The sequence below is a fragment of the Blautia glucerasea genome, from assembly GCF_013304385.1.
GTDB classification, from domain to species: Bacteria; Bacillota; Clostridia; order Lachnospirales; family Lachnospiraceae; genus Blautia_A; species Blautia_A ammoniilytica.
On record NZ_JAAITU010000037.1, the window covers coordinates 1 to 25834 of the forward strand.

The window sequence follows — 25834 nt, forward strand, 5'->3', positions numbered from 1 at the left end:
TTAGAGTAAATTCCACCGCATAAGCGGGCGGTGGAATTTAAAGTTTCATTTTAGGGCAGACTATTCAAGATTAAATAATGTGGACATAAAAAGAGGGCAGTGTTATAATTTTTTCTAAAAAATGTAATACATAATGTATCAGAATGTTTACGGTTGTAAGGCTTTTATCTGTAAAGGAACAGGAACAAAATTAATGAAAGAGAAAGCATATTTTCATCTGCCTGGGTTGTTTGAATTTTATGAACTGTACCGGATGTTTTTGCCATTATTCCGGGAACACAGGGAATATTTCTATGACTGGTGTGAAATAGGTTCTATATATGGTGCTCCATCAGACTGTATCTGGGGAGGAGGCAGGACAGGATTTGGAGAGAATGATCCTAAGGAGGTACTTGAGCTGATGCAGGAATATGGAATTTCTGCCCGGCTGACCTTCAGCAATTCCCTTCTGCGCCAGGAACATCTTTTGGATAGGAAATGCAATACACTGTGCCGATTGTTTGAGAAAAACACGGAACCGCAAAATGGTGTAATCATTTATTCAGAATTGCTTCTGAAATATATTAAAAAGCATTATCCGGGATTCTATTTCGTTTCTTCCACCACCAAGGTTCTGACGGATTTTACACAGTTTGAGAAAGAAATCAGGAGAAAAGATTTCTGTTATGTAGTGCTGGACTTCCGGTTAAATAAGACCTTCGATCAGTTAAACACACTGACCCAGGCTGAGAAGAATAAAGTGGAATTTCTCTGTAATGAATGTTGTTGGTTCGGCTGCAGGAACAGAAAAGCCTGTTATGAAACAGTCAGCCGTAAAAATCTGGGCGAAAACTGCCCGGAGTATCGCTGCAAGGCACCGGAGGGAGAAAAGGGTTATTTATTTTCCAAGGCTATGAAAAATCCGGGATTTATTGGAATCGATGATATTAGAAATATTTATCTTCCAATGGGATTTTCAAATTTTAAGATAGAAGGCAGAGGGCTTGGAAGTGCCCTGATATTGGAATTTTTGCTCTATTACATGACCAAACCGGAATATCAGATACATGTCAGGGAAAAAATATATCTGGACAGTATGCTGGACTTGTTTTGAGAAACAATGTACTAACAGTAACGAAAATTACACTACACGTTTCCTTTTGTGTGTGGATATGATACAATTCATGGATGAATAATAGAGGAAAGCCGGGAATCTGATTATGAAAAAGCAATTAAATTACGTAGATATAATAAAAGAAACGGTGGTTCTCACCTGGGCGGTAGCTATCATAGCAGCTGCGGTTTATTTCTTTCTGGTGCCAAGCCATACTTCAGTCAGCAGTATTTCAGGTCTTGGAATTGTGCTGTCCAATTTTGTACCAATTCCCTTGTCTGCAATTACTATGGTTCTGAATGTGGTGCTTTTGATCATAGGTTTTATCACTTGTGGAAGAGAGTTTGGAATAAAAACGGTTTATACAAGCATTATGCTGCCTGTATTTATTGGTCTGTTTGAGAGGATATTTCCGGATATGGGTTCTATGACCGGCAGCCAGGAACTGGATGTGCTTTCCTATGTCCTGGTGGTCAGTGTGGGACTTAGTATTCTTTTTAATAGAAATGCATCCTCCGGCGGGTTGGATATTGTGGCAAAGATTATGAATAAGTACCTTCATATGGAACTGGGAAAGGCAATGTCCCTGTCCGGGATGTGCGTGGCTCTTTCCGCAGCACTGGTATATGATAAGAAAACGGTTGTGCTGAGTATTCTTGGAACCTATTTTAACGGCCTTGTGCTGGATCATTTTATTTTTGACCACAATATTAAGCGAAGGGTATGTATTATCACAAAAAAAGAAGAAGAACTTCGCAGGTTCATTATTGAAGAACTGCATAGTGGAGCTACTATTTACGAATCCATAGGTGCCTACAATATGCAGAAAAGGAATGAGATCATTACTATTGTAGATAAGACAGAATATCAGAAGCTGATGAATTTCATTAACAATCAGGATCCAAAAGCTTTTGTTACGGTGTACAATGTTTCGGACATGCGCTATCAGCCGAAAAAATAAAGGGATAAGGGAACAGGGAAAGCCAAGACAGAGGATTTATAAAACAATAAAATACTGTGAACAAAGTGGACAGTAACAACTTGATAGCTGTAGATAAGATAGTAAAAGAAAGAGGCAGATGATGAAAGCAGGGATCATTGGAACAGGATTTGCAGCAGAAGTACATATGAAAGCACTTCGTGCCTGTAATGTGTCTGTTGATGTGGTAATGAGTCAGAGAGAAGAGCATGCAAAAGCCTTTGCAAAAAAGTGGGGGATTCCTAAATGGGTAACTTCAGTGGAGGCGATCATGGAATCAGAGGCAGATGTGATCCATATCTGCACACCGCCGACTACACATGGGACTCTGGTAAAATCTGCTTTAGATGCAGGAAAACATGTATTGTGTGAAAAACCGCTGAGTCTGTCACAGACAGAGGCAAAAGATCTTGCAGAACAGGCCGCAATGAGTGGAAAAATCTGTGGAATGGTACTAAATGTCCGGTATCATATGGCATGCCAGAGGGCAAAAGAAATGGTGGAGAATGGTATGATCGGACGTCCGATCCTGATCCATGGAACATATTTACAGGAATTTGGAGCGCTTCCGGCACCCTATGACTGGAGATATCATCCGGAAACCGGAGGAGAAATGCGGGCAGTTTCCGAGATCGGAACCCACTGGTTTGACATAGCAGAATATATATCAGGACAGAGGATTAAGGAAGTATCTGCCTTATTCGCATGCTATACGCCTCACCGGATTTTAAAAGACGGTATGATGTATCCAGATAAAGCTTCTGAAAAGGCGGATGAAACCGGAAGAAAAGTGCAGGCATCCGCTTCCTTGGATGGAGACAAGATAGAAGTAACATCAGAAGATGCAGCCATTATTCAGATGAAATTTGAAAATCAGGCACTGGGAAGTGTGGTACTTTCGGAAGTATCTCCTGGAAGAGGCAATCATCTTTCCCTGGAGATCACAGGAACTGACGGGAATATCTGGTGGAATGAGGAGGAAAACAATCAGTTGTTTACAGCCAGAAAGGGCGAAGGGATCCGGAAGGAGGTTTTTGCCTTTGGAAATGGATTTTCAGAAACCTTTATACAAATGTTTGAGGCTTTTTACCAGGCCGTCCAGGAAGGCAGGCCAGGGGAAACTTATCCGGATTTTGCCAGGGGAGCAAGAATCGCCAGGATTTGCCAGGGCGTGTTGGAAAGTGTCAGAACTGGCGGCGCCTGGATCAATGTAGAATAAATAGAAAAGCGTGAAAAGTAATAACATTCAGAACGAAGCAAGGATAATAGGAGCGTATATGACAGCGCAGGATGTGATTAGATTATTAGATATGGTGCCTTTGGGACAGGAAGGCGGCATGGTAAAAGAAACCTGGAAAAGTAAGAAAAAAGATCATGGGATTTCAGAGGGAAGTGCGATCTACTATCTTCTGACAGAGGATTCTTTTTCACATTTACATCGTCTCACAGGAGAAGAAGTGTATCATTTCTATATGGGAGATCCAGTGGAATTGTGTGAACTTATGCCGGATGGAAGTACAAAGCTTACAGTTCTTGGAACAGATCTTTTTAAGGGGCAGGTACCCCAGCATGTGGTTGAAGGGGGCGTATGGCAGGGATCACGCCTGAAAGAAGGGGGAAAATGGGCGCTGCTTGGAACTACCATGTGTCCTGCATATTCTGAGAAAGAGTATGAACATGGTAACCGGGAAGAACTTTTGAAAAAGTATCCGGATGCAGCAGCATATATTCGGAAGCTCACCGGAGAAGTCAAGGATTGGTAACTATACTGCAGGGAGTATCCTGCAATTACTGTACAGTTACAAGGAGTTATAAAAATATCACCAGTTTATAAAAATATCACCAGCTTATAAAAATAGGCAAAGGTATTACAGAAAGGTAAGGAACATGAAAGTAAAGCTACTGGCGCTTGATATTGATGGCACATTGACAAACGATGAAAAGAAGATCACATCAGATACGAAAAATACACTTCTGCAGGTACAGGAAAAAGGGGTAAGGCTTATGCTCGCATCTGCCAGACCGGTTCCCGGACTTTATGAAATGGCAGAAGAACTGGAACTGTACACGCATCAGGGAATCCTGATGGCTTACAATGGAGGCAGGATCATTCTGGCATCGGATGGAAGTGTTCTGTCAGAGACTAGCATGGACAAAGAGAAAACAAAAGCACTTCTTCGTTATCTGGAAACCTTGCCTGTAACAGTGATTCTGGATGATGGGAAGCAGTTTTATGTTACCGATGAAAAAGGGTATAAAGTGGAATTTGAATGCAGAAACAACCGGATGAGCTGTACAGAAGTTGATAACCTGTCCGATTTTCTGGACTTTGCTCCTGTGAAACTTCTTCTGGCAGTTGACCCGGAACAGATTCTTCAGATACAGCAGCAGATCGCAGCACATCTGGATGAGGATCTGACGGTTGTAAGAACAGCTGCTTTTTATCTGGAGATCATTCCAAGACAGATTGACAAAGGAAAAGGACTGAAGGATATCTGTAAGGTCCTTGGAATTTCCATTAAGGATGCTGCTGCATTTGGAGATTCGGAAAATGATATGCCCATGCTAGAAGCTGCAGGATGGGGAATTGCAATGGAGAATGCTGAAGAGGCAGTAAAAGATAAAGCAGATAAAGTTACTCTTTCAAATAATGAAGATGGGATCGCTTATGCAATCAAAAAATGGCTCCTGGACTGACTAAGTCAGTCGCAGGAGTTTTTCATGCATGAAAACCATCAGAATCAGTAAAAGCAGAAAGAACATAGGAAGCAGGGAGGTACTCAGGTTCTGGGCGATCAGTCCGAATACAGGGGGCATAAGAAGGCTTCCCATATAAGCACTTGCCATCTGTACACCGATCACTGCCTGGGATTTATCTGCTCCAAAATGATCAGGTGTGGAATGGATGATGCATGGGTAAATAGGAGCACAGCCCAGACCTATCATCAGCAGTCCTGCTTGTGAGCCAAAGCCGACTGGCAGAAGCATGATAAGGATACCAGCCAGAATAATAGCCTGTCCCATACGGATCATCTGCGGGTCGGACAGCTTCATGGTGATAAAACCGCTAAGAGCACGCCCTACAGTAATGCCGATAAAGAACAACGCTGCAAGTCCTGCTGCTTTTTCAGCAGAAAAACCGCTGTGGAAAACAAGGTAGCTGCTTGCCCATAAAATGGCAGTCTGTTCAATGCCGCAATAACAGAAGAATGCGAGCATCACTTCTTTTGCACCGGAAATAGACAGTATTTTTTTCAGCGGGAGTGGTTCTGAAGAAGCTTCTTCCTGCACCTGAGCATTTCCACCCACTTTTTTCCATAAAGGAAGACTGCATACCAGAATTGCTGTCAGCATAAACTGCAGGCAGGAAATATAACGGTATCCCATGTTCCAACGCTGTCCACCGGTAAGTACATATCCCATAATATAAGGACCAAGGGATGTGCCCAGTCCCCACATACAATGCAGCCAGCTCATATGACGGCTTGCGTAATGAAGCGCAACATAGTTATTTAAGGATGCGTCTACGCTTCCTGCACCCAGTCCATAGGGGATGGCCCAGAGGCAGAGCATCCAGAAGGAACCACTGATAGAAAAAACAAACAGTGCGGCAGCAGTGATACCTACGCTGATCGCAGTAACCCTGCCGGTTCCCAGTTTCTTGGTAAGCCGGTCACTTTGAAGACTGGAAATAATGGTGCCCATGGAAATGATCATGGAAATAATACCGGCAGAAGAAACCGGAACTCCAAATTCAAGATACATTTTAGGCCATGCAGCTCCAAGAAGGGAATCCGGAAGGCCAAGGCTGATAAAGGATAAGTAAATAACAGCCAGTAATAAATGAATCATATTGTCAACCTCCTATCATTGTGATACGATTATATCATCATAAAATCGGAAACAGTAGAAGATAATCTTCATAAATATATGATAAAATCGCCAAAAATCCATCACCAGAGATGACTTGGAATGTAGCTTGCTTTGTAACTGTGCGGGTACCGAATTGTTACGAATACCTAACGATTGTATGATCACAGAGAATCAGAAAGGAACTAAAATCTATGGCAATCCAGGAATGTATCCAGAATATCGATAGTACAGGTCAGGAACTTTCACAGCATGGATCTTCTGTATTTCCTGTTGCCTGTTATCATGATGATCTGAAACAGGCAAATGTTGCCTGGCACTGGCATGAAGAACTGGAGGCTGTGGTAGTGTCAGAGGGAAATGTAATTTCGGCAGCCGGTTCCCGGAAAATTCAGGTAAAGGAAAGCTGTGGATTTTTCATCAATACAGGTGTACTGCATGGTGCCTGGAATGCTGAAAAAGGAAACTGCAGGTTCCATTCCCTTGTGTTTCATCCAAGGCTGATCGGCGGGAGAGACAGTGTTTTCTGGCAGAAATATCTGCACCCAATACTTACAGATACATCTCTTCAGATGGTTATTTTTGACAGTGAAGAGACATGGCATAAGGATGCCTGCGCTGCCATTGAAGAGGCATGGCAGGCAATGGTGCAGGAATATCCGGGATATGAATTTCAGGTAAGGGCTGCGTTATCCAAACTGATATTGCTGTTGTATAACCATTGTCCACTATCTGGTCATGAGCCATCGCCTAAAATATTAAGAAACGGCGAACGGATCAAGTCTATGCTTCAGTATATACAGCAGTATTATGAAGAGCCGCTGACTATTGGGATGATCGCACAGGCGGCAATGATCAGTGAAAGTGAATGCCTCAGGTGCTTCCGTGAGACGATTGGGACAACACCTATCCGTTATCTGAAGCAGTTCCGGGTACAAAGAGCTGCAGAAATGCTGATAACTACAGAGAAAAAGATTGCAGATATTGGCGAGCTGTGTGGATTTCAGGAGATGAGTTATTTTGCTAAAAGTTTCCGTGAGATGATGGGGATAACACCCTCAGAATACAGGAAGAAGGAGAAAGAGAATGAAAAAGAAATGGATCAAGGGACTGGTGGCAGCACTTTGCATGCAGACCATGTTTATGGGAAATTCTGTGCAGGCAGCAGATGGGACAAGTAATACCTGCTATGAAATTTTTGTGTATAGCTTTAATGACAGCAATGGGGATGGTATCGGTGATTTGAACGGTGTGTCCCATAAATTGGACTATATAAACGATGGAGACGAAAGTACACAAGAGGATCTGGGCTGTGATATGATCTGGCTTATGCCGGTGATGCCTTCCACTACCTATCATAAATACGATGTAATGGATTATATGGACATTGATCCGGAATATGGAACACTGGATGATTTTAAAAGCCTGGTTTCCAAGTGTCATGAAAGAGGAATCCAGGTGATCATAGATCTGCCGATGAACCACTCTTCCTCTAAGCATCCCTGGTTTTTGAAGGCATCGGAATATCTACAGTCACTTCCGGAAGGACAGGAGCCGGACAGTGAAAAATGTCCATATGTGGATTATTATAATTTTTCCAGGGAAAATCAGGCAGGATACAATCAGCTGGAGGGAACATCCTGGTTTTATGAGTCCAGATTCTGGAGTGAGATGCCGGATCTGAATCTGGGAAATCCATTGGTGCGGCAAGAATTTGAAAAGATTGTCCAGTTCTGGCAGGAACTGGGGGTGGATGGCTTCCGTCTGGATGCGGCAAAAGAATATTACAGCGATATGACAGATAAAAATGTGGAAGTTTTAACCTGGTTTAATCAGATGGTAAAGACTAATAAACCGGACGCATATATTGTAGCAGAAGTGTGGTCAGATATGGATACCTACGGGAAATATTATGCCAGCGGGATTGACAGCTGCTTTGATTTTGCTTTTGCCGGTAATGAGGGGATCATTGCAGATACTGTAAAGAAGATGAGCTCCTATAATGCTTCTTCTTATGGAAAGGCGCTGATTACCTTGCAGAATACCCTTGAAAAGTACGGGGAGGATCCGGTGGATGCACCATTTTATACCAATCACGATATGGCAAGAGGTGCAGGATATTATTCCGGAGAAGATAGCGAAAGTCAGACCAAGATCGCTCAGGCCATGAATCTTACCATGTCCGGACAGGCATTTTTGTACTATGGGGAAGAGCTTGGGATGAAGGGAGCAGGAAAAGACGAGAATTTCCGTGCCCCAATGTACTGGAGTACAGACAAAAATGCAGAAGGCATGTGCAATGGACCGGAAGCTATGGATACAGTAAAGATGAAATATGGAAGCCTTGAAGATCAGGAAAAGGATGAAGCTTCTGTGTATCAGTATGTAAAAGCTGCGCTTCATTTGAGGGAAAAATATCCGGAGATCCAAATGGGAAAAGTGATTTTTGAAGAGGATCTTTCCGGAGACAATATCTGTACTATCCGTAAAAGCCTGGATGATTCGGAAATTCTGCTGGTATATAATATCTCAGGAGAACAGGAAGCTGTGGATCTTACAGGAGTAAGTCTGAATCAGAAAACACAGGGGAATATTTCGCTGGAGGATATACTGGTTGGGAAAGAGGTTGCTCCCACACTAAAGGAAGGGATTCTTCAGATGCCGGCATATTCTATTGCTGTCCTTAGGTGAAAAAGTTTTTATCAGTGGGAGGACAATCCAGGTCTCACGCACGTTCGACTTAAATACTGTGAAGATTATGTGAAATAAATAAAAGATGCTTGACGTACTAAAAAACGGGTGTTATATTACGGGTAGAACAGGGAGTGAGACTATGGAAACAAAGAGAGATTATTATCAGGTGCTTGGCATCAACAGAGATGCACAGGAAAGTACCATTAAGAAAGCATACAGAAAACTGGCAAAGAAGTATCATCCGGATTCAAATGCAGGGGATCCACAGGCTGAACAGAAGTTTAAAGAGATCACAGAGGCTTATTCTGTGCTTAGCGATCCTGAAAAAAGAAAAATGTATGATCAGTATGGCCATGCTGCCTTTGATGAAGGTGCAGGCGGTGCAGGTACCGAAGGTTTTGGCGGATTTCATGGCAATTACGGCAGGAGTGGCGATGGCTACCAGGAATATCATTTTGAAGGTGGTGACATGGATGATATTCTGAAAAATATGTTCGGCGGCTTTGGGAACAGAAGCTCCCATGGATTTGGCGGCTTTGGAAGTAGTTTCGGCGGCTCATCAGATGGCTTCCATCAGGGATTTGGCACAGGCAGAGGTGGCTTCGGAGGTTTTGGAGGCAGCCGTGATGGTGCTGATCTGAATGCCAATGTGACAGTAAGCTTTGACGAGGCAGCTTTTGGCTGTGAGAAACGGATTTCATTATCGGATGCCAGTGGTATAGGGAAAACACATACATTGCAGGTGAAGATCCCGGCAGGTATTGATACCGGAAAAAGCATCCGGCTTCGTGGAAAGGGGCAGCCAGGTGCAGGTGGCGGCCAGCCTGGAGATCTGATTTTGAAGATCCATGTTATGCCTAAGACCGGTTTTGAGAGAAAAGGACAGGATCTATATACAATATTGAATATCCCATTCACTACCGCTGTGTTAGGTGGAGAAGCAGTTGTGCATACTTTGTATGGCGATGTGATGTGCCGGATCAAGGAAGGCACACAGTCTGGAACGAAAATCCGTCTTAAGGGGAAAGGCATTGTATCAATGAAAGATCCCTCTGTACGGGGAGACCAGTATGCAGAGGTCAGGATCCAGGTTCCAAGGAATCTGAGCAGGGAGTCAAAAGCAAGATTGCAAGCATATGAAGACAGCATGAACCAATTTGAAAATGCCAGATATTCTGCATGAGTGAAAAAATAACATATTTCTAAAAAGTTTATTATTGACGGTGCAGTGCTTTTTATGCCAATATTAACATTGGTGTATAAGGACTGCACTTATTTTGTCTGGAGACACCAGTACAGTGACAATTAAGGCAAGTCAATATGGCGGTTACTTAATATTTGCTGTATTAGGTATTTGGAATATCTTATCTGGAAATAAGAAACAGTCCTACAGAATTTTCGAGGGAGGTAATCATGATAAATAAACGAGAGTGCGGTGTACTGCTTCCAATCAGCAGCCTGCCGTCAAAGTACGGAATCGGGTGTTTTTCAAAGAGTGCATATGATTTTGTAGATGAACTGAAGGCAGCAGGACAGTGCTGCTGGCAGATTTTGCCCCTTGGTCCGACCAGCTATGGGGATTCTCCCTATCAGTCTTTTTCCACTTTTGCAGGTAATCCTTATTTTATCAGTTTGGAAGATCTGATTCAGGAGGGTGTGCTTACAGAAAAAGAATGCAATAGTGTAGACTTTGGAAATAAAGCAGATGATATTGATTATGAAAAGTTGTATAAGGGACGGTATAAGCTCCTCCGTAAGGCATATGGCCGCAGTGATATTACCAAGAATCAAGATTTTCTGAAATTCCAGAGAGAACAGGGATATTGGTTAAAGGACTACGCACTGTTTATGGCTGTCAAGGACAGGTTTGAGGGTGCACCGTGGAGTGAGTGGGCACAGGATATCCGCCTGCGCTGGCAGAATGCGTTGGATTATTACAGACAAGAGCTTTATTATGAGATTGAATTTCAGGAGTATATGCAGTTTAAGTTCTATGAGCAGTGGGGCAAATTAAAGGCATATGCAAATAGTAGAGGGATTCGTATTATTGGAGATATCCCGATTTATGTTGCACTGGATAGTGCTGATACATGGGCAAGTCCGTGGCTGTTTAAACTGGACGAAGAAAATCAGCCTACACAGGTGGCCGGATGTCCTCCCGATGGCTTTTCTGCTACCGGACAGTTATGGGGCAATCCGCTGTATAACTGGGATGTTCACAGACAGTCAGGGTTCGACTGGTGGGTGAAACGTCTTGCTCATTGCTTTAATATGTATGACATTGTACGAATCGACCATTTCCGTGGCTTTGATGAGTATTATGCAATTCCATTTGGCGATACGACCGCACAAAATGGCTGGTGGGAAAAGGGACCTGGAATGGATCTTTTCCGTACTATTTCTTACAGACTTGGTGACAGAGATATTATTGCAGAGGATCTGGGCTTTATGACAGATACTGTAAAACAGCTGGTAGAGAACAGCGGATTACCCAATATGAAAGTGATCGAGTTTGCATTTGATGCAAGAGATACAGGAAATGCCAGCGATTATCTTCCACATAATTATCCCAGAAACTGTGTGGTTTATACAGGTACCCATGATAATGAGACATTGAGAGGCTGGTTCCGCGATATTTCTCCGGAAGAGCGAAGACTGGTTCGTCAGTATTTGAGAAACTTCCATGATTCAGACGAAGGTATCTGCGAGGATCTGATCACACTGGTTATGAGAAGTGTGGCGAATCTTTGCATTATTCCGATGCAGGATTATCTGGGACTGGATAACAGTGCCAGGATCAATCAGCCATCTACTTTGGGCAAAAACTGGAGATGGCGTCTGAAAAAGGGACAGTTTACGAAAAAGCTGCAGAAGGAAATGCTGGATTTGGCTACCAGATACGGAAGAAGAAACTGGACAAAGACAGAAGAAGAACTGGAAGCAGAAAAACTGGAAACAGAAAAGAATAAGAAATAAAGGTCAAGGGCTGATGCTGTATTTTTGCATCAGCCCTTTTTTAAAAAACAGCTGTTTTTTAATGATAAACCGAATATTTTGATTTAAAGAAATCAATGACTATAGATATGGCAAGAGATGCACAGAGTAGAACAAGGGTGATCAGCAGCCAGTTATGGAAAGAATAAATAAAGTCCGTGAAATAGTATTCAAAAATCAGCGTATGCAGAAGAAACATATTCATGGAATGCTTTCCAAGTAAAGATAAAAACGGAAAACGGAATCCCTTCAGATCTGTAAGAATAAAGAAAATACCGGAAAGGATTAACGCCAGCAATCCGTCTGTAAGATCTTCGTGACCGCATTTAAAACGGAAAGTAAGGATGACAAGGAACAAAAATGCAAAAAAAACCAGTGCCAGGCTATAAAATACAGTATCCGATTTAATGGACTTTAATTTTTCCCTTAGAGAAAACAGATATCCATAAATATTTTCACTGGCGGCCATGATCCCAAGGAGCATGGTAAAAAGGTAAGTGGTGAATGCAGTGAGAGGGATCCCTAAATATGTTAACATGGCAGCCACAACTACAGCGGATAAGCCAAAATGGTCATACAGGGAAATCAGCAAAGGCATGGCAAAGACCATCAGGATGGCTACGGACATGTACCACCAGGTTTCGTTATAGGATGGTGTTCCAAAGAAGCTGGCAAGTCCCGAGGCATCGATGATCATATAAAAGATACCTTTTAAGCCGCCTTCTTTAAAGTAAATCCTAAGTCGGTCCGCTCTTAAGAAAAAGGTAAGGATACTGATAAGGTAAACGATCAGAAAACCGAAAGCAAGCTTCTTATAGCGATGCCATACGTAACCTGTCTGCTGGTCTTTTGGCTTCTGGCGAAGAGAAATGGTGATTCCGCATGCTGACAGAAAGACAAAGATGGCTACGCATATTTTGCTTAGTGCACTTAAGGTCATTATTTTATCGATAGGGATCAATCTGGAAGAAACATGATACTTTTCAACAAGATCTGCGGAACAGCTGAAAAGATGATGGAACAGCATCAGGATGATGCCTGCTCCTTTCAGTACAAATGTTACATTTTTACTGAAAAAGACAGGGCATTCCGGATTGGATTGACTTTTTGAAGAAGACATAAAAACCTCCAATAAATAAGCGTTTATAAATTTGAAACCAGCACATTATTCTGCGAATAAGTGTACTAAGTTATGTTGCTGCAGCCACAGCCAACTGGATTATAGCATAGAAAGAAATAAAGGTCACTACTTGCCAAAAAATGCAGATGGTGCTATAATATATCCGTTCGCAGATATAGTTCATTGGTAGAACATCAGCTTCCCAAGCTGAGGAGGCGGGTTCGATTCCCGTTATCTGCTTGCCAGACCCCTGAACGCTTGTAACAGCAGGCTTTCAGGGGTGTTTTTATGTCTTGCGGTAATAGTTCGGTAATATTTATTTCCCTTCATTGTACAGCCTTTCCAGCTTGTCAACAACTTCGCTCTGCCTGGATGGGAACAGGTGGGAATATATGTTGAGTGTAGTTGATACGCTTTCATGGCCCAGGCGTTCCGATACCAGGAGGGCAGAAAAACCAAGTTCGATCAATAAGCTGGCGTGTGAATGCCTTAGATCATGAACACGGATCTGCTTTAGTCCGGCCTGCTCTGTGTGCTGCTTTAATGCTGACGCATAGGCAGACCGTGATAGATCAAAAAGCCTTGCTTCTTGTTGCGGTTTATACAGGCGCCCTATATAGCCCTTTAAGCAGTCTATAAGGAATTTAGGTATAAATATATCCCTGGTAGATTTTGCTGTCTTTGGGGGCGTAATAACGGGCTTTCCTGCTATTATGTGGTAAGTCTTGTTGATGTGTATCATGCCCTTTTTAAAGTCCAGATCTGCCAGGGTAAGCGCCTGCAGTTCTCCAATGCGCATACCTGTGTAATACAGGAGCATAAACGCAGTATAGCGTTCATCTGATGCCTGGAAGGTGTCTATAAACTTGTCAAAATCTGCCTTTGTCCAAAAAGACAGGCTTTTTTGCTTCTTTCCAACAGTATTCCCCGCAACAACACAAGGGTTTACAGCCAGGCCGTAGAATCTGACCGCAAAATTAAAGATTCCGGATAACTCTGTAACAATGTTCTGCAGGTATCCAGGTGATAATGGTTTGCCATTGGCTCCATGAGTGTTCTTTATTTCTCCCTGCCAGGCTCTTATATTGGCGGCGGTGATCTTATCAACCTGCTGATCCTGGAAATATGGCAGGATCCACTTTTCTATGCGGTTCTTCTTTGTCTGGTAGGTGATCTGCTTCGTGTGCTCCTGTTTGTCCTGCAGATATAGTTCTGCCATGCTGGCAAACTTCATACCGGGATTGACAGACTGACGGGCTAAAAAGTCCCGTTCCCACTCTTGGGCGTCTTTCTTGCGGGCAAATCCCCGCTTCTTTTTCTGTTTGCGTGTTCCGGTCCAGTCCGTAAAATAAAAAATACAGTACCAATTCTTTGAATTTTCATCATAGTATGACGGCATAGTTTTGTTATTCCTTTCTTGATCTGCCGGGGGCGGTGGCTTTAAGAAGAAAAGTATAACATATGTTGATCAGTCTTTTTTCTGTTGCGGATCTGCAGGGACCGGCGCCGGATCTGGTGGATTTGGTGGAGCCAAAGTTGGATCTGGTGCGGTGTCTGCTCTGTATTCTGGTTTTCGATATGGGACTATAATTTTATGTCGCTTTTTCTTCAACTCCTGATCTAAATAAAAGTTTATATTCTCTTGGAGCATTTCTATATCATCTTTTGTAAATTCGTAATGCCCAGCTTCCGTTGTGATATAAATATTTTCTTTTAGGGTTAAATAATCGTACCCCCGTAGGTTTGCCCATTCTTCAACGGCGCCCCTGTATTGTAAATAGGTTTCATCAAATGGGTTTTCAACGTCCCCGGTAATGATATTTACATCATCACCGAGTATTTCGCTTACATCCGTGTTAAGGCAATCAGCAATTCGGCACAGCATGGCATATTTAGGATTTCGCTTTCCGTTTTCATATTGAGAGATCATGACGGCAGACACGCCCAGCATGGACCCAAGTTTAGCTTGTGATAAATTATTGATCAGTCTAAAATTTTTTATCTTTTCACCTGTTGTCATAAAATTAATACCTCCTTATAGCACAGTATAACACAGAGGTTTTTATAGTGTAAAGCAAAAGCTAAACAAAATGTATTGACAAAAAGCAAAAGCTGTTGTATTATACAAAAATATAAAGCAAATGCTTATTATCTTAACAAGAAAAGAGGTGAAACAATGAGAATTAACAGTATCAAACTCGTTACAGAAATGATGAAACATGGCATAAACCAAAAAGAACTTGCTGAAATGTCGGGGGTGTCGAGAGTAACCATTGGTTACATCAAAAACGGGAAATCATGCAGCCCTGAAACCTTAGGCCGTATTGCTAAGGCTCTTGGAGTGGATGTTACAGAGATCATGGAATAAACTGGGGTAAACTGGAGTAAAAGCATACCGGGGGCGGTGGCTTTAGGGTGAAAAGAAATTGGTACCCAAATTTGGGAAGCAACAGAGGAGGTGAAAAAATGCAGTTAGACATGAAGAAGCTTATTGAGGAAGAGGAACGCAGGCTGAAAGTTGGTGATCCGGAATTTTTAAAGCGCCATGAGGAAATTATGAAACGGTGCGATGATCTGGAAGAGGGACAACACCGTAACAGAAATAGCTCTCAAAGGCTCAAAAACAGCCCTGGAATGGATTTTAAGGTTGTGAACGGTAATTTCCACACACAAGCAGAGAAAGGGCAGGAAATACCCACGTAGCCCACTAGTTTTTAGCATAGCGAACGAGTTGAGAAAGGAGAACGCAACATGAAACAATATCTGACAGCGAAAGAAGTAGCTGAATCTATGGGCGTATCAGTTGGCAAGGCCTACGGCATTATCCGGGAACTGAACAGCCAGCTGGATGCAAAAGGATATATAACAGTATCCGGAAAGATCAACCGGACATATTTCTTTGAAAAGTGCTGCTATGGCAGCAGAGAGGATAATCATGACATTTAAGGAGATACTTCCGTATTTCCAGGGCGTGCGGATGGCCGGGAGCAATAAAGCAATGTGTAAGTGTCCGGCGCACTATGACGAAAAGCAGAGTCTTTCTATCGAGGATAACGGATCAGGCAAAATCCTGTTGCACTGTTTCGCAGGATGCCAAACAGAGGAAATTGCTTTAGCTGCAGGCCTGCAGATGAAAGATCTGTATTACGGCGATATGGCCAGTAAGCCGCCCTGGATGAAATACGTTGAAAGTGTAAAGAAAAAGAGTATTGAAGCCTATTATAACTATACAACGATTTCTGGCCAATATGCTTATACAAAAGTGAGAATGCAGGGAAAAGATATGGTTTTCGGCATTTTATCCGGTGACCGGTTCACGTTTGGGCTTGCAGGGCGCAACAGAAGAGAATACAAGGCAATTTTTGGCAGCGCACCCGCTAAGATCCGGGAGGCAGTTAGCAGGAATGAATATATATTCTACGCAGAGGGCGAAAAGGATGTCAACACGCTGCTGATGTATGGTTATACAGCTTTTACATGTGGCAGCGCCAATGACTGGAATAAAGCCGCTCTGGAAGTCCTGACAGATGCAAGGGTCATTATCCTGGCAGACAATGACGAACCGGGCAAGGACAGCGCCTGCAGCATTTACCGGGACATGAAAGAAGCAGGCATAACAGCAAAAATCCTTTTACCTGTTGCGAATGTTCCACATGCTGACGTTACGGACTACTTCCAGGCCGGACACACAGTGCAGGACTTTGACAAGCTAATACAGGGAGACGATACAAAGAAGATCTTGAAGCAGGGGAAAGCGAACAGCAAAGCAGACGAATCAGAACAGCTTTTCAAGCCTCTGATTGCTGCCAGTGCCCGTGATCTGGAGCAAATGGACGTCCCCCCGGTGGTGTGGATCGTGGACAACCTGCTGCCAATTGGGGTATCTATGATAGGCGCACCCAGTAAATACTTTAAAAGTTACATGGCTTTAGGGCTTTGCCTGGCGGTGTGCACTGGTAAGAAGTTCCTGGATCATCAATGCAATAAATTTTCCTGTCTGTACCTGGATCTTGAGAGCACAAAGCGCAGGCCTAAAAGCCGCTTAAAGCAGATCCTGCCGGGTGGTAATTGGCCGGGAAATTTTTATATACTGACTGCAGAAGATGAGATTAAAAGGCTTGGGGAAGGCTTTACAGAACAGATAGAAGAACAGCTAAAGCAGCATCCAGATATAAAACTCGTTATCGTGGATGTGTTCCAGATGATCCGGCAGCCTGCAAAGAAAAACCAATCCGGCTATGATCGCGATTATGACGACTTCAAGATTTTAAAGAAGATCGCAAACAGTCACGAGATCGGTCTAATGCTGATCCACCACACCAGGAAAATGAAGGACCCGGGGGACGTTTTCAACGAATTGTCCGGCTCTGTCGGTGTTATGGGTGCTCTTGATTGCGCTTGGGTCATTACTAAAGACCGCTACTCTGATGAAGGCACGCTAAACGTAACAGGCCGTGACATGGAAAGCCAGCGCTTAAAGATACGCTTCAATAAATCTTCTTTCATGTGGGAGTACGTTGGAACAGAAGAAGACGTAAACAACCAAAGAAGATTAGCAATATTCTGCAATAATCCTATCAGAGAGACAATAAAGAAGCTAGTTGAACAGGGTAACGGCCATTGGGAAGGATCCGCAACAGAAATAAAAGAAGCTAGTAAATACTTATCTTGGGAAATTTACGAGGATGTAAAAAAGATAGGTAAATTTATAAGGGACAATGATGATTTGTTTCAGGGGGTGGATGGGATTAATCCAGTAGCTGGAAATTCAAAAACGAGGGTGTGGAATTTTAGTACTACACATGCTACCAATGCTACACATGCTACCAATGCTACACATGCTACCAATGCTACCAATGCTACCAATGCTACCTAAACAAGAAGTAGCATGTAGTAGCATTAGAGTAGCGTTAAATAAATATGGTGATGCTACCTCAAAAATGCAGTAAAATCAGGGGCTCTGTGGGTTTGGTAGCATTAGTAGCGTTGGTAGCATGTATATTTTATATAACTGTAAATTTATTAAAGATAACGATGATTTATTCCAAGGAGTGGATGGAATTAATCAGCGATACGATACAAGTAAAAGGGGGGGGGAACGTAAATGGATTTTTTAATGTTGCACACGCTACTGATGTTGCACATGATGCAGTGCAACAAGATTTACCAATTGCAACATGACAACATTGCAACATGTGTGTTTATACCCCCATGAAAAAAAGTTTTATATCCGTTTACTTGAGCAGGTTCCTATACAGCCCCAAAATAAATGATTCAGTACGATAAAAATATAGTATTTATAAGGGTTCTATGTACTGAACAACGTGATTCAGTACAGTACAAATGATTCAGTACGAAGAGAATCACAGAATCAGCTTATTGAACCATAGAATTACCGTACTAGATCACGTTGTTCAGTACGATAAGACCGCATAAATAAAGGGTTTTCGCCGTACTCGCTCACTTAGCCAGTGTATATAGAAAAGGTGATCTAGTACGTGAACCAGAAAGGAGACTGCAGCACATGCTTATTTTTACAAATTTTCCCAAAGGCAAATTATCTAGCCTGAATGAGGATCTAAAACAGACCAGGCAGCAGATACGCAGGAATCTGTATTTTGTTGCGTCTGCAGAAGCCAAGCTTTGCCGGGTGGATCCCGGCGGGGCTGAGTTCCTGGAACTGGTAGAGCAGATCGAAAAGACCAGGGATGAGAATGACAACTTGAAAGTTAAAGAATTAGCCATTATGAAAGAAATCATGATGAAAGAACAGGAGGCAGAACATGAAAGATATTAAGATTTGGATTAGAACAGATGACACGCCGGAAAGTGTACAGGATTTTGCTTTACGGTTACTGCAGGAAGACGAAAGGTATTGCGGCGACTTCCAGATAGTAATATACAACCCCGGAAAGGTCGGAACAGAAAAACTATCACATATTTTTAACCTATCAGACTTCGCTTTGTCTGTGCTCTGTGAGCATTACGGGGATGATAATGTTTGGGTTGCGTCCTCTGGTGTGTATCCACCTGTCCAGGCCGCCCCGGAACATGATCCGCTGGAACGGATCGCAGACGCAGTAGAAAGCCTGGCAGACATAATGGACAGTGTAGGAAGCAGGGTTGCAGATATTGAAAGTCATTTAGATGATTTATCCTGTTGCGTGGATTCAAGAAATAGCAGCCGTTTTACAATATGCGGCGCCGTAGGCACAAGGGAGGTATAGAGGAATGACAATAGCAGACATGATCATATTATTTATGGCCGGTGTGGCGTCAATTCTGTACTATGAGTACACGCACGGCAAGAAACTGTAAGAATCGTAACTAACAATAGTAAAGCCCTGCCATGGAAAGAAGGAGAGCTTTTCATAACAGGGCAATACAGGGCATTAAACGCATAGTCATTATATAATTATTATGACGGAAAGGCAAGGCTAAAGTGAAGAAAGAGAAAATCACGCCAGTGATCAACATTGAAAAAGACATTGATATATCAAAATATCAGACCGCTGTATTCTGGAAGGGCACGGAACTTGGAAACCTGTACGAAGCCATGGTGAAACGCTGGAAGTTATACGGCTCAAATTATACAGGCCCATTTGGAGCAAGTTTATTTTATAATTTGGGACGCATTCACGGGATCCGGGAAGAGCGGGCACGCAGAAAAGCCGCAAACACAAAACAGGCTGCAGGAGGTACATATAATGGATGATCGGATTTGTTACTTGGGTGCGCAGTTTGTTATTGAATTGTCCAAATGCACGCCGGAAGATTGCCAAATGATTAAATCAGTGCTGTTATCAGTGCAAAGGCCACGGCCTGCGGCGCACTTCCTGCAAAAGGTGTTCTTGCTGGCAGAAGAAAGGCGGCCGCTGTTGATCGAGATGAAATAAAAGAAATCCCGGCGCTATTCCTGGAAGCGTGAACCAGGAGCCGGGAAAGCCTGCCAGTCATTCCGGGAATGCTGTTACCAGCAGTCTGAACCGGAACGGCAGCAGGTGCAATAAATATACCCTGAGGGCGTGGAGCAATACCCCGGCGTGCTGCCAATACTGCCGGATCACAGAGGAAAGGAGGGCAAAAAATGAGCGTAAAAATACGGGTATCATACCAGGATACGGAAGAATTGAAGCAGATCCTTTTATTGTTGCGGCCTGTTGTGAAGTCCTGCAAGGTCACTAAGGACCGGCAGGAAGGCGCTTATAAAAAGGCTTATGTGGAAGTTAAAGGACTAAACAAAAGCCTTTTATAAACACGATAACGGGCGTGTAGATGTTGACTTTTGTTGACGTATGCTAAGAAATGCTAAGGTTGATAAATGCTAACAAATGCTAACATGTTAAGAAATGTTAAGGTTCTTAATGTTTAGAATTGTCAAGGTTGTAAATAAAGTCTGATCTGTTGCAGGGTGTCCGGAAATCCTGTATAATTAGATCAGTACCCCGGGTTTGCATAGTTGCCCGGAAGTCCTAAAGGGCGTGGGAATGGTTATAATAGCCGTTCCTGCGTCTTTTTTTTATTAAAGAAAGAGAGGTAGGAGAGCATGAGCACAAACATGAAGAAAACTATTGTAGACGCCCTGCAGGGCTTTAAAAAGGAATACCAAGGGGCACAGGCCAAAGCGGCTGTTATTAATGCAGATCCAGCATATACCCCGGAAGGGAAGGAACAGAAGCTTGCGCAGGTTAGCGCAGATCTGAACACAAAAGCCCAGAAATACCGTGATACAGCCATAAGCGCTGTTGACGCAGGCGTTCAGGGATTAAAACAGAAATGGGGTTCAGGGCTTGCACAGCGTCTTACAGACGCAGGCTATCAGATTGGACTTGCAAACACCCTTGAAGCTATTAAAAGCGGATCCATTACACGTCCAGAGGATGCGCAGGCCATTATTGAAGTATATAAAGATGATCAGATAGCGCTTTCTTCCTTGCGTAACGCTTTCTTGAAGTCCGGAAAGGAAATAGATAAAGACTTTGCGGCATTGATCCCAGCAGACAACCGAGATAGAAATATCCAGCTTCTGGAACAGCTTAAAGAGAATATTAACCGTTATATAGTTGCAGACGTGCGTTCTGGTAAAGGTAAAGCGTGGGGAAGTTTTAACCAGTCAAATGTTGGTGTTGTTGCGTCCATGGATAGTATGAGCGAATTTGTAAATACCAGCTTGAATGATGACTTGTCTTTGATCTGATCCCGGAAAATGGCTGATTTTCAACTTTGAATTGTCAGAAAACAGCTAACATAGGATACACAATAGAAACAATTTAACACCAAAAAACACCATATGCACAGGATTATATATAATGCACTATACGCAATAGAAAAATTGTGCAGTATGCCAGCAAATAATTGCGTAAAATATACATTTCACGCAATAATATAACAGCAGAAAGGAGGGCGAGCAAAAAATGACGAATGAACAGCTTGTTTTACGGATTAAAGCCGGGGAAGCCGTAGCGGATAACATGCTTGCCCTCTGGCAGCAGTGCCAGCGCTTTATATTTACCATTGCGAAAAGATATTCTGCATATGAGGACATGGAAGATCTTACCCAGCAGGGTTATATTGGTCTCTGCAATGCTGTTGATGGCTATGATCCGGATTCTGAAACACCCTTTATAAACTATGCAGCGTTTTGGATCCGGCAGAGCATGCAGAGGTATATTGATGAGTGTTCCGGCCTTGTTAAGATCCCGTTTGGACTGCAGCAGAAAACACGCAAATATAAAAAATTTGTGTCTGCTTATATGGCCAGCTTTGGGCGTGCTCCCTCTGATCAGGAAGCGGCGCATTATTTAGGTGTCAGTTATAAACGCCTGGATGAAGTAAAAAAGGCTGCTGTTGCGGAACAGGTGTCAAGCCTTGATGTACCAATAGGGGATGAGGGCAGCGATACGTTTTCCGACATTGTAGAAAGCCCGGAAAGACAAGATAATGACCTACTTGAAGAATTGCAGGCTGAACAGCTAAAAAGTGTTTTATGGCCCCTTGTGGATGATCTGCCGGGCAGATCTGCGGAAGTATTGCGGGACAGGTTCCAAAAGAACTTATCTTTCCGGGAGATTGCCGGCAAAGCAGGGATCACGGACGCACAAGCCCGGCGCTGGCAAGCAAAAGGACTTCGGGAATTACGCAGTCCGTCCGCTATACGTCAGCTAAGACCATTTATTGATCATAATACTGATTACGATATTATATACAGTGAGGCACTACGCGGAAATGGCGCTGAACGGTTCAATACCACTTGGACAAGTAGCACGGAAAGGGTCGCAATATCAGAGTTAGAGCGGTAATAAAACGGTAATAAAAAGAGAAAAATCTATTGTGAGAAGAAAAAAACAGTGATAAAATGACTTAAGATAACGTGAAAAACGGCAGAAAATGGGGTAAAAACATGAGATACGTCTCCCGTTATCTGCTTGCTGAACCCCTGAACGCTTGTAATAGCAGGCTTTCAGGGGTGTTTTGTTAAAGATGTATATGTATACAAGGAGACAAAGAAGATGAAAATTGGATTTATCGGATGTGGGAACATGGGATCTGCGATGATCAGCGGGATCCTGAAAAAAGGGATTTTTCAGAAGGATGAGATCATTGTATCAAATCTTACAGAAGAAGGCAGCAAAAGAAGCAGGGAAAAGCTGGGAGTTGTAACCACCCTGGACAATCGCCAGGTAGTTAAAAATGCAAAGACGATCATTCTGGCCGTTAAGCCACAGTTCTATCAGGAAGTGATCGAAGAAGTGCGGGCGGATCTTACTCCAGAGCATATGGTGATCGGTATTGCACCAGGGAAAAGTCTGGACTGGATACAGGAAATATGTCAGACATCCCTGAAAGTAGTACGCCTTATGCCAAATACCCCGGCTCAGGTAGGGGAAGGTATGACAGGCGTTTGCAGAAATGAACTGGTAACAGATGATGATCTGGAACAGGTATTGAAGATCACAGACAGTTTTGGCAAAACGCAGGTTGTGCCGGAGCGATTGATGGATGCAGTGGGAGCAGTCAGTGGGTGTTCTCCTGCATACGTATTTATATTCATTGAAGCAATGGCAGATGCAGCAGTGGCACAGGGGATGCCAAGAAAACAGGCATACCAGTTTGCTGCACAGTCTGTTCTGGGAAGTGCCAGGATGGTACTTGAGACAGGAATGCATCCTGGAGAATTAAAAGATATGGTATGCTCACCGGCAGGAACCACCATTGAGGGTGTGCGTGCTTTGGAAAAGGCAGGCTTTAGAAGCGCTGTTTTTGAAGCACTTCAGGCCTGCGCAGATAAAGGCAAAAAGATGTAAATAAAAAATCAGATAAAAATGCATCTGGATACAGAGCAAACTGTAATCAAGATACAGATAATCGGAAATACTTAAAACTGCTACAACTGGCAATTTCCCTTACTTAAAGTGCTGTTGTGATATTTGGAAGAGTTAGTTACTTCTTCACCGAACCATTCTGGAGGTATATAAGATATAGCTTCTTCTTCAGAAGAGAATTCTACCTCTGCAAGGAAAAGCCCCTGATATGGAGCGTCAAATATGTCCAATTCAATGGTCAGACCGTCCTTTTCCGGAATCACATACCTGGTTTTTGATATGATAACACCATCTGTTTTAGGCTTCAGGTGCTCATAAGCTTCCTGAGTAAGAGGCAGATTGTATTCTTCACGGCACATCAGCCCTTTGGATTTATAGGTAAGATAATAAGAATCATTGGATCTGCGGATACGGACAACAGGATCTGTACACAGATATCCCTGTTGGATCTTTTTTGAAGGATAAGATACCAGGTTTTGGGGCAGATTTTCCTGAGAAATCAGGAATTTTCGTTCGATTTCCATAATAAAAGCCTCCTTATATAATATGGGGAAAACCAATACCATTTATAATGTGGGAAAACCCAATCTCATTATACATGGAACAAGGGAGAAATAAAATAGGAAGAAAGAGGAAATAATAATGGCAAAGAATGTTTATATTTTTCTGGCAGACGGATTTGAAGATATTGAAGGACTTGCTGTAGTAGATCTGATGCGCAGGGCAGGGATCCGGATCACTACCGTTTCAATTATGGACAAAAAAGAAGTAGTTACTTCTCACCATATTGCCCTTTTGGCAGATTCTTTATTTGATGAAACTGATTTTTTAGATGCGGATATGCTGGTGCTTCCTGGCGGGATGCCGGGGACAAAGTACCTGGGAGAGTATGAGCCGCTTGCAAGATTGTTGACACAATTTGATCAGAAAGGCGGAAAAATCGGAGCTATCTGCGCAGCACCTACTGTGCTGGCTTCCCTGGGACTTCTGGAGGGAAAGAAAGCAACTGCTTATCCTTCCTGCATGGACGGATTAAAAGGGGCAGAAAAATCCTTAGAAAAAGTGGTAACAGATGGCAATATTACCACCAGCAGGGGACTGGGTACAGCCGTTGATTTTGCACTATCCCTGATTGAACAGCTTCTTGGAAAAGAAAAAGCAGATGAAATTGCAGAATCAGTAGTATATACCCGGTAAAATGGTCTTTTGCCGGAAAAACCATGTAAAATGGGGGCTTTCCTTTGAAAAAACACTAGCGTTTTTGAAACTCCTGTGCTATACTACTACAATGACTGTAATTGTAAAGAATTGTAGCGTTATTCATGAGCGTTATAAAAATTAAAGGCCAGAAGTCTGAGACAGTGACTGCCTGCATGGATATTTGACAGACCGGATGGCAATGAATTATTTTACCTGAATTTTAAGGAGGAACACGAAAATGAGTTTACAGGTTGAGAAAATGGAAAAAAACATGGCGAAGCTTACGATTGAAGTTTCTGCTGAGGATTTAGACAAGGCAATGGAAGGTGCTTACAAAAAAGCAAAAAACAGAATTTCCATTCCTGGATTCCGTAAAGGAAAAGCTCCAAGAAAGATGATCGAGAAGATGTACGGAAAGGGAGTATTCCTGGAGGATGCTGTGAATGCACTGTTACCGGAGCATTATAGCAAAGCTGCTGCAGAGAGCGAACTTGAGATCGTTTCCCAGCCTAAGATCGACGTTGTACAGATGGAGCCTGGAAAAGACTTTATCTTTACAGCAGAAGTAGCTGTTAAGCCGGAAGTTACTCTTGGTGAGTATAAGGGACTGGAAGTTCCGAAGACAGAGATCAGTGTAACAGATGAAGAAGTTGATGCTGAAGTTAAGAAAGAGCAGGAGAAGAACTCCAGAACAATCACTGTAGAGGATCGTGCAGCACAGAAGGATGATATTGTTACTATCGACTTTGAAGGATTCACAGACGGTGTTGCATTTGAAGGCGGCAAGGGCAGCGATTATCCGCTGACTATTGGCTCCAACACATTTATTCCTGGATTTGAGGATCAGCTGATCGGTGCAAATACAGGTGACCATGTAGAAGTTAAGGTTACATTCCCAGAGGAATATCAGGCAAAAGAGCTTGCAGGCAAAGAAGCTGTATTCCAGTGTGATGTTAAGAAGATCGAAACAAAAGAACTTCCGGAGCTGGATGATGATTTTGCAAAGGATGTTTCTGAGTTCGATACTCTTGCTGAGTACAAAGAGAATGTTAAGAAGGAACTGACAGAGAAAAAAGAAGCAGAAGCAAAAACTGCAAAAGAGAACGCAGTGATCGATAAAGTGATCGAGAATGCACAGATGGATATTCCAGAGGCAATGATCGATACACAGTGCCGTCAGATGATGGATGACTTCGGAAGAAGAATGCAGTCCCAGGGCCTTTCCATGGAGCAGTACTTCCAGTTCACAGGTCAGAGCATGGACAAGATGATGGAAGATATGAAGCCACAGGCTCTTAAGAGAATCCAGACTAGATTGGTTCTTGAGAAAGTGGTTGAGACAGAGAATATCGAAGCATCTGAGGATGAGATCAATGAAGAGATCAGCAAGATGGCTGAGATGTATAAGATGGAAGCTGACAAAGTCAGAGAGCTTCTTGGCGAGCAGGGTCTTGGACAGATGAAAGAAGACCTGGCAGTACAGAAAGCAGTTACTATGTTAGCTGATGCTGCAAAAGAAGCTTAATTGTAACTATTCAATAGGAAGTATCCTGTGAGGTGTT

General features: G+C 42.9%; 29 protein-coding genes and 1 tRNA gene. 25 read left to right on the forward strand and 5 right to left on the reverse strand.

The features are described 5' to 3' along the window. The first annotated feature begins 193 nt into the window (after nucleotides 1-193). The 5 genes from G5B11_RS13585 to G5B11_RS13605 all read left to right on the forward strand — a co-directional run bounded on the left by G5B11_RS13585 (nucleotide 194) and on the right by G5B11_RS13605 (nucleotide 4769). On the forward strand, nucleotides 194-1093 hold the full coding sequence (locus G5B11_RS13585) for a hypothetical protein (RefSeq protein WP_173728599.1): 900 nt from the start codon (nucleotides 194-196) through the stop codon (nucleotides 1091-1093). 106 nt (nucleotides 1094-1199) lie between these two features. Then, a complete protein-coding gene (locus tag G5B11_RS13590; protein ID WP_173728601.1) occupies nucleotides 1200-2054 on the forward strand; it encodes a YitT family protein in 855 nt (284 codons plus the stop codon). Between the two features lie 118 nt (nucleotides 2055-2172). Next, a complete protein-coding gene (locus G5B11_RS13595; protein ID WP_173728603.1) occupies nucleotides 2173-3291 on the forward strand; it encodes a Gfo/Idh/MocA family protein in 1119 nt (372 codons plus the stop codon). 58 nt (nucleotides 3292-3349) lie between these two features. Continuing rightward, nucleotides 3350-3835 carry a cupin domain-containing protein gene (locus tag G5B11_RS13600; protein ID WP_158421447.1) on the forward strand — a complete coding sequence of 162 codons (486 nt, stop codon included), beginning with the start codon at nucleotides 3350-3352 and terminating at the stop codon, nucleotides 3833-3835. A 124-nt stretch (nucleotides 3836-3959) separates the two neighbouring features. Beyond that, nucleotides 3960-4769: a Cof-type HAD-IIB family hydrolase gene (locus G5B11_RS13605; RefSeq protein ID WP_158421448.1), complete on the forward strand. Its 810-nt coding sequence runs from the start codon at nucleotides 3960-3962 to the stop codon at nucleotides 4767-4769. Here G5B11_RS13605 and G5B11_RS13610 read toward each other — a convergent pair whose 3' ends face one another. Next, nucleotides 4770-5924, reverse strand: coding sequence for an MFS transporter (locus G5B11_RS13610; protein WP_173728605.1), 1155 nt, complete (start codon nucleotides 5922-5924; stop codon nucleotides 4770-4772). Nucleotides 5925-6136: 212 nt separating this feature from the next. On the opposite strand from G5B11_RS13610, the gene G5B11_RS13615 reads away from it, so the two are divergent. From G5B11_RS13615 to malQ, 4 genes are all read left to right on the forward strand, one after another. Then, nucleotides 6137-7123, forward strand: a complete 987-nt coding sequence (locus tag G5B11_RS13615; protein ID WP_173728623.1) for an AraC family transcriptional regulator — start codon at nucleotides 6137-6139, stop codon at nucleotides 7121-7123. Next, complete coding sequence (locus G5B11_RS13620; RefSeq protein ID WP_173728625.1) at nucleotides 7029-8633, forward strand: alpha-amylase family glycosyl hydrolase; 1605 nt, start codon at nucleotides 7029-7031, stop codon at nucleotides 8631-8633. The genes G5B11_RS13615 and G5B11_RS13620 overlap by 95 nt, the downstream gene beginning before the upstream one ends. Before the next feature lie 142 nt (nucleotides 8634-8775). Further along, entirely contained in the window at nucleotides 8776-9819 is a 1044-nt protein-coding gene (locus G5B11_RS13625; protein WP_173728627.1) for a DnaJ C-terminal domain-containing protein, read from the forward strand. A gap of 191 nt (nucleotides 9820-10010) precedes the next feature. Then, entirely contained in the window at nucleotides 10011-11612 is a 1602-nt protein-coding gene (gene malQ, locus G5B11_RS13630; protein WP_330603139.1) for a 4-alpha-glucanotransferase, read from the forward strand. 58 nt (nucleotides 11613-11670) lie between these two features. Here the strand turns inward: malQ and G5B11_RS13635 are convergent, their stop codons facing one another. After that, complete coding sequence (locus tag G5B11_RS13635; RefSeq protein WP_173728632.1) at nucleotides 11671-12750, reverse strand: acyltransferase family protein; 1080 nt, start codon at nucleotides 12748-12750, stop codon at nucleotides 11671-11673. Between the two features lie 169 nt (nucleotides 12751-12919). Between G5B11_RS13635 and G5B11_RS13640 the strand changes: the two genes are divergently transcribed. Continuing rightward, nucleotides 12920-12990: transfer RNA gene (locus tag G5B11_RS13640), tRNA-Gly, on the forward strand. 76 nt (nucleotides 12991-13066) lie between these two features. Here G5B11_RS13640 and G5B11_RS13645 read toward each other — a convergent pair. After that, a complete protein-coding gene (locus G5B11_RS13645; protein ID WP_173728634.1) occupies nucleotides 13067-14149 on the reverse strand; it encodes a site-specific integrase in 1083 nt (360 codons plus the stop codon). Nucleotides 14150-14218: 69 nt separating this feature from the next. Next, a complete protein-coding gene (locus G5B11_RS13650) occupies nucleotides 14219-14770 on the reverse strand; it encodes a helix-turn-helix domain-containing protein (protein WP_173728636.1) in 552 nt (183 codons plus the stop codon). 156 nt (nucleotides 14771-14926) lie between these two features. On the opposite strand from G5B11_RS13650, the gene G5B11_RS13655 reads away from it, so the two are divergent. The 13 genes from G5B11_RS13655 (at nucleotide 14927) to proC (ending at nucleotide 23054) form a co-directional block, all read left to right on the forward strand. Beyond that, the gene (locus G5B11_RS13655; protein WP_173728638.1) at nucleotides 14927-15118 is read left to right on the forward strand and encodes a helix-turn-helix domain-containing protein; all 192 of its coding nucleotides are present in this window, start codon (nucleotides 14927-14929) and stop codon (nucleotides 15116-15118) included. A gap of 98 nt (nucleotides 15119-15216) precedes the next feature. Beyond that, nucleotides 15217-15453, forward strand: a complete 237-nt coding sequence (locus tag G5B11_RS13660; RefSeq protein ID WP_173728641.1) for a hypothetical protein — start codon at nucleotides 15217-15219, stop codon at nucleotides 15451-15453. 48 nt (nucleotides 15454-15501) lie between these two features. Then, nucleotides 15502-15696 (forward strand): DNA-binding protein, encoded by a 195-nt coding sequence (locus G5B11_RS13665; RefSeq protein ID WP_173728643.1) that lies wholly within the window; start codon nucleotides 15502-15504, stop codon nucleotides 15694-15696. After that, nucleotides 15686-17626, forward strand: a complete 1941-nt coding sequence (locus G5B11_RS13670; protein WP_173728645.1) for a bifunctional DNA primase/helicase — start codon at nucleotides 15686-15688, stop codon at nucleotides 17624-17626. Before G5B11_RS13665 ends, G5B11_RS13670 begins: the two co-directional genes overlap by 11 nt. Nucleotides 17627-17718: 92 nt before the next feature. Continuing rightward, nucleotides 17719-17931, forward strand: a complete 213-nt coding sequence (locus tag G5B11_RS13675; protein WP_173728647.1) for a hypothetical protein — start codon at nucleotides 17719-17721, stop codon at nucleotides 17929-17931. A gap of 343 nt (nucleotides 17932-18274) precedes the next feature. Continuing rightward, entirely contained in the window at nucleotides 18275-18547 is a 273-nt protein-coding gene (locus G5B11_RS13680) for a hypothetical protein (RefSeq protein ID WP_173728649.1), read from the forward strand. Continuing rightward, nucleotides 18534-18977 (forward strand): hypothetical protein, encoded by a 444-nt coding sequence (locus G5B11_RS13685; protein ID WP_173728651.1) that lies wholly within the window; start codon nucleotides 18534-18536, stop codon nucleotides 18975-18977. The genes G5B11_RS13680 and G5B11_RS13685 overlap by 14 nt, the downstream gene beginning before the upstream one ends. A 215-nt stretch (nucleotides 18978-19192) precedes the next feature. Then, on the forward strand, nucleotides 19193-19465 hold the full coding sequence (locus G5B11_RS13690; RefSeq protein WP_173728653.1) for a hypothetical protein: 273 nt from the start codon (nucleotides 19193-19195) through the stop codon (nucleotides 19463-19465). Next, complete coding sequence (locus G5B11_RS13695; RefSeq protein ID WP_173728655.1) at nucleotides 19458-19646, forward strand: hypothetical protein; 189 nt, start codon at nucleotides 19458-19460, stop codon at nucleotides 19644-19646. Before G5B11_RS13690 ends, G5B11_RS13695 begins: the two co-directional genes overlap by 8 nt. A 191-nt stretch (nucleotides 19647-19837) precedes the next feature. Next, entirely contained in the window at nucleotides 19838-20005 is a 168-nt protein-coding gene (locus G5B11_RS13700) for a hypothetical protein (protein WP_173728657.1), read from the forward strand. A 303-nt stretch (nucleotides 20006-20308) separates the two neighbouring features. Next, nucleotides 20309-20947 carry a hypothetical protein gene (locus G5B11_RS13705; protein WP_173728659.1) on the forward strand — a complete coding sequence of 213 codons (639 nt, stop codon included), beginning with the start codon at nucleotides 20309-20311 and terminating at the stop codon, nucleotides 20945-20947. A gap of 217 nt (nucleotides 20948-21164) precedes the next feature. Continuing rightward, nucleotides 21165-22049, forward strand: coding sequence for a sigma-70 family RNA polymerase sigma factor (locus G5B11_RS13710; RefSeq protein WP_173728661.1), 885 nt, complete (start codon nucleotides 21165-21167; stop codon nucleotides 22047-22049). A gap of 210 nt (nucleotides 22050-22259) precedes the next feature. Continuing rightward, nucleotides 22260-23054, forward strand: coding sequence for a pyrroline-5-carboxylate reductase (proC, locus tag G5B11_RS13715; RefSeq protein ID WP_173728663.1), 795 nt, complete (start codon nucleotides 22260-22262; stop codon nucleotides 23052-23054). An 80-nt stretch (nucleotides 23055-23134) separates the two neighbouring features. On the opposite strand, the gene G5B11_RS13720 is transcribed toward proC, so the two are convergent. Beyond that, complete coding sequence (locus G5B11_RS13720) at nucleotides 23135-23596, reverse strand: CYTH domain-containing protein (protein ID WP_173728665.1); 462 nt, start codon at nucleotides 23594-23596, stop codon at nucleotides 23135-23137. Nucleotides 23597-23714: 118 nt separating this feature from the next. Between G5B11_RS13720 and G5B11_RS13725 the strand changes: the two genes are divergently transcribed. After that, nucleotides 23715-24269, forward strand: a complete 555-nt coding sequence (locus tag G5B11_RS13725; RefSeq protein ID WP_173728667.1) for a DJ-1 family glyoxalase III — start codon at nucleotides 23715-23717, stop codon at nucleotides 24267-24269. 241 nt (nucleotides 24270-24510) lie between these two features. Next, nucleotides 24511-25797, forward strand: coding sequence for a trigger factor (gene tig / locus G5B11_RS13730; RefSeq protein WP_173728669.1), 1287 nt, complete (start codon nucleotides 24511-24513; stop codon nucleotides 25795-25797). Nucleotides 25798-25834 lie beyond the last annotated feature (37 nt).

Coding starts and splice junctions, on each gene's coding strand:
- proC (WP_173728663.1), top strand. CDS start 22,260: ATGAAAATTGGATTTATCGGATGTGGGAACATGGGATCTGCGATGATC.
- G5B11_RS13625 (WP_173728627.1), top strand. CDS start 8,776: ATGGAAACAAAGAGAGATTATTATCAGGTGCTTGGCATCAACAGAGAT.
- G5B11_RS13665 (WP_173728643.1), top strand. CDS start 15,502: ATGAAACAATATCTGACAGCGAAAGAAGTAGCTGAATCTATGGGCGTA.
- G5B11_RS13655 (WP_173728638.1), top strand. CDS start 14,927: ATGAGAATTAACAGTATCAAACTCGTTACAGAAATGATGAAACATGGC.
- G5B11_RS13710 (WP_173728661.1), top strand. CDS start 21,165: ATGACGAATGAACAGCTTGTTTTACGGATTAAAGCCGGGGAAGCCGTA.
- G5B11_RS13705 (WP_173728659.1), top strand. CDS start 20,309: ATGAAGAAAACTATTGTAGACGCCCTGCAGGGCTTTAAAAAGGAATAC.
- G5B11_RS13650 (WP_173728636.1), bottom strand. CDS start 14,770: ATGACAACAGGTGAAAAGATAAAAAATTTTAGACTGATCAATAATTTA.
- G5B11_RS13720 (WP_173728665.1), bottom strand. CDS start 23,596: ATGGAAATCGAACGAAAATTCCTGATTTCTCAGGAAAATCTGCCCCAA.
- G5B11_RS13600 (WP_158421447.1), top strand. CDS start 3,350: ATGACAGCGCAGGATGTGATTAGATTATTAGATATGGTGCCTTTGGGA.
- G5B11_RS13585 (WP_173728599.1), top strand. CDS start 194: ATGAAAGAGAAAGCATATTTTCATCTGCCTGGGTTGTTTGAATTTTAT.
- G5B11_RS13595 (WP_173728603.1), top strand. CDS start 2,173: ATGATGAAAGCAGGGATCATTGGAACAGGATTTGCAGCAGAAGTACAT.
- G5B11_RS13680 (WP_173728649.1), top strand. CDS start 18,275: ATGCTTATTTTTACAAATTTTCCCAAAGGCAAATTATCTAGCCTGAAT.
- G5B11_RS13610 (WP_173728605.1), bottom strand. CDS start 5,924: ATGATTCATTTATTACTGGCTGTTATTTACTTATCCTTTATCAGCCTT.
- G5B11_RS13695 (WP_173728655.1), top strand. CDS start 19,458: ATGGATGATCGGATTTGTTACTTGGGTGCGCAGTTTGTTATTGAATTG.
- G5B11_RS13660 (WP_173728641.1), top strand. CDS start 15,217: ATGCAGTTAGACATGAAGAAGCTTATTGAGGAAGAGGAACGCAGGCTG.
- G5B11_RS13590 (WP_173728601.1), top strand. CDS start 1,200: ATGAAAAAGCAATTAAATTACGTAGATATAATAAAAGAAACGGTGGTT.
- G5B11_RS13615 (WP_173728623.1), top strand. CDS start 6,137: ATGGCAATCCAGGAATGTATCCAGAATATCGATAGTACAGGTCAGGAA.
- tig (WP_173728669.1), top strand. CDS start 24,511: ATGAGTTTACAGGTTGAGAAAATGGAAAAAAACATGGCGAAGCTTACG.
- G5B11_RS13605 (WP_158421448.1), top strand. CDS start 3,960: ATGAAAGTAAAGCTACTGGCGCTTGATATTGATGGCACATTGACAAAC.
- G5B11_RS13725 (WP_173728667.1), top strand. CDS start 23,715: ATGGCAAAGAATGTTTATATTTTTCTGGCAGACGGATTTGAAGATATT.
- G5B11_RS13620 (WP_173728625.1), top strand. CDS start 7,029: ATGAAAAAGAAATGGATCAAGGGACTGGTGGCAGCACTTTGCATGCAG.
- G5B11_RS13635 (WP_173728632.1), bottom strand. CDS start 12,750: ATGTCTTCTTCAAAAAGTCAATCCAATCCGGAATGCCCTGTCTTTTTC.
- G5B11_RS13700 (WP_173728657.1), top strand. CDS start 19,838: ATGAGCGTAAAAATACGGGTATCATACCAGGATACGGAAGAATTGAAG.
- G5B11_RS13685 (WP_173728651.1), top strand. CDS start 18,534: ATGAAAGATATTAAGATTTGGATTAGAACAGATGACACGCCGGAAAGT.
- G5B11_RS13645 (WP_173728634.1), bottom strand. CDS start 14,149: ATGCCGTCATACTATGATGAAAATTCAAAGAATTGGTACTGTATTTTT.
- G5B11_RS13670 (WP_173728645.1), top strand. CDS start 15,686: ATGACATTTAAGGAGATACTTCCGTATTTCCAGGGCGTGCGGATGGCC.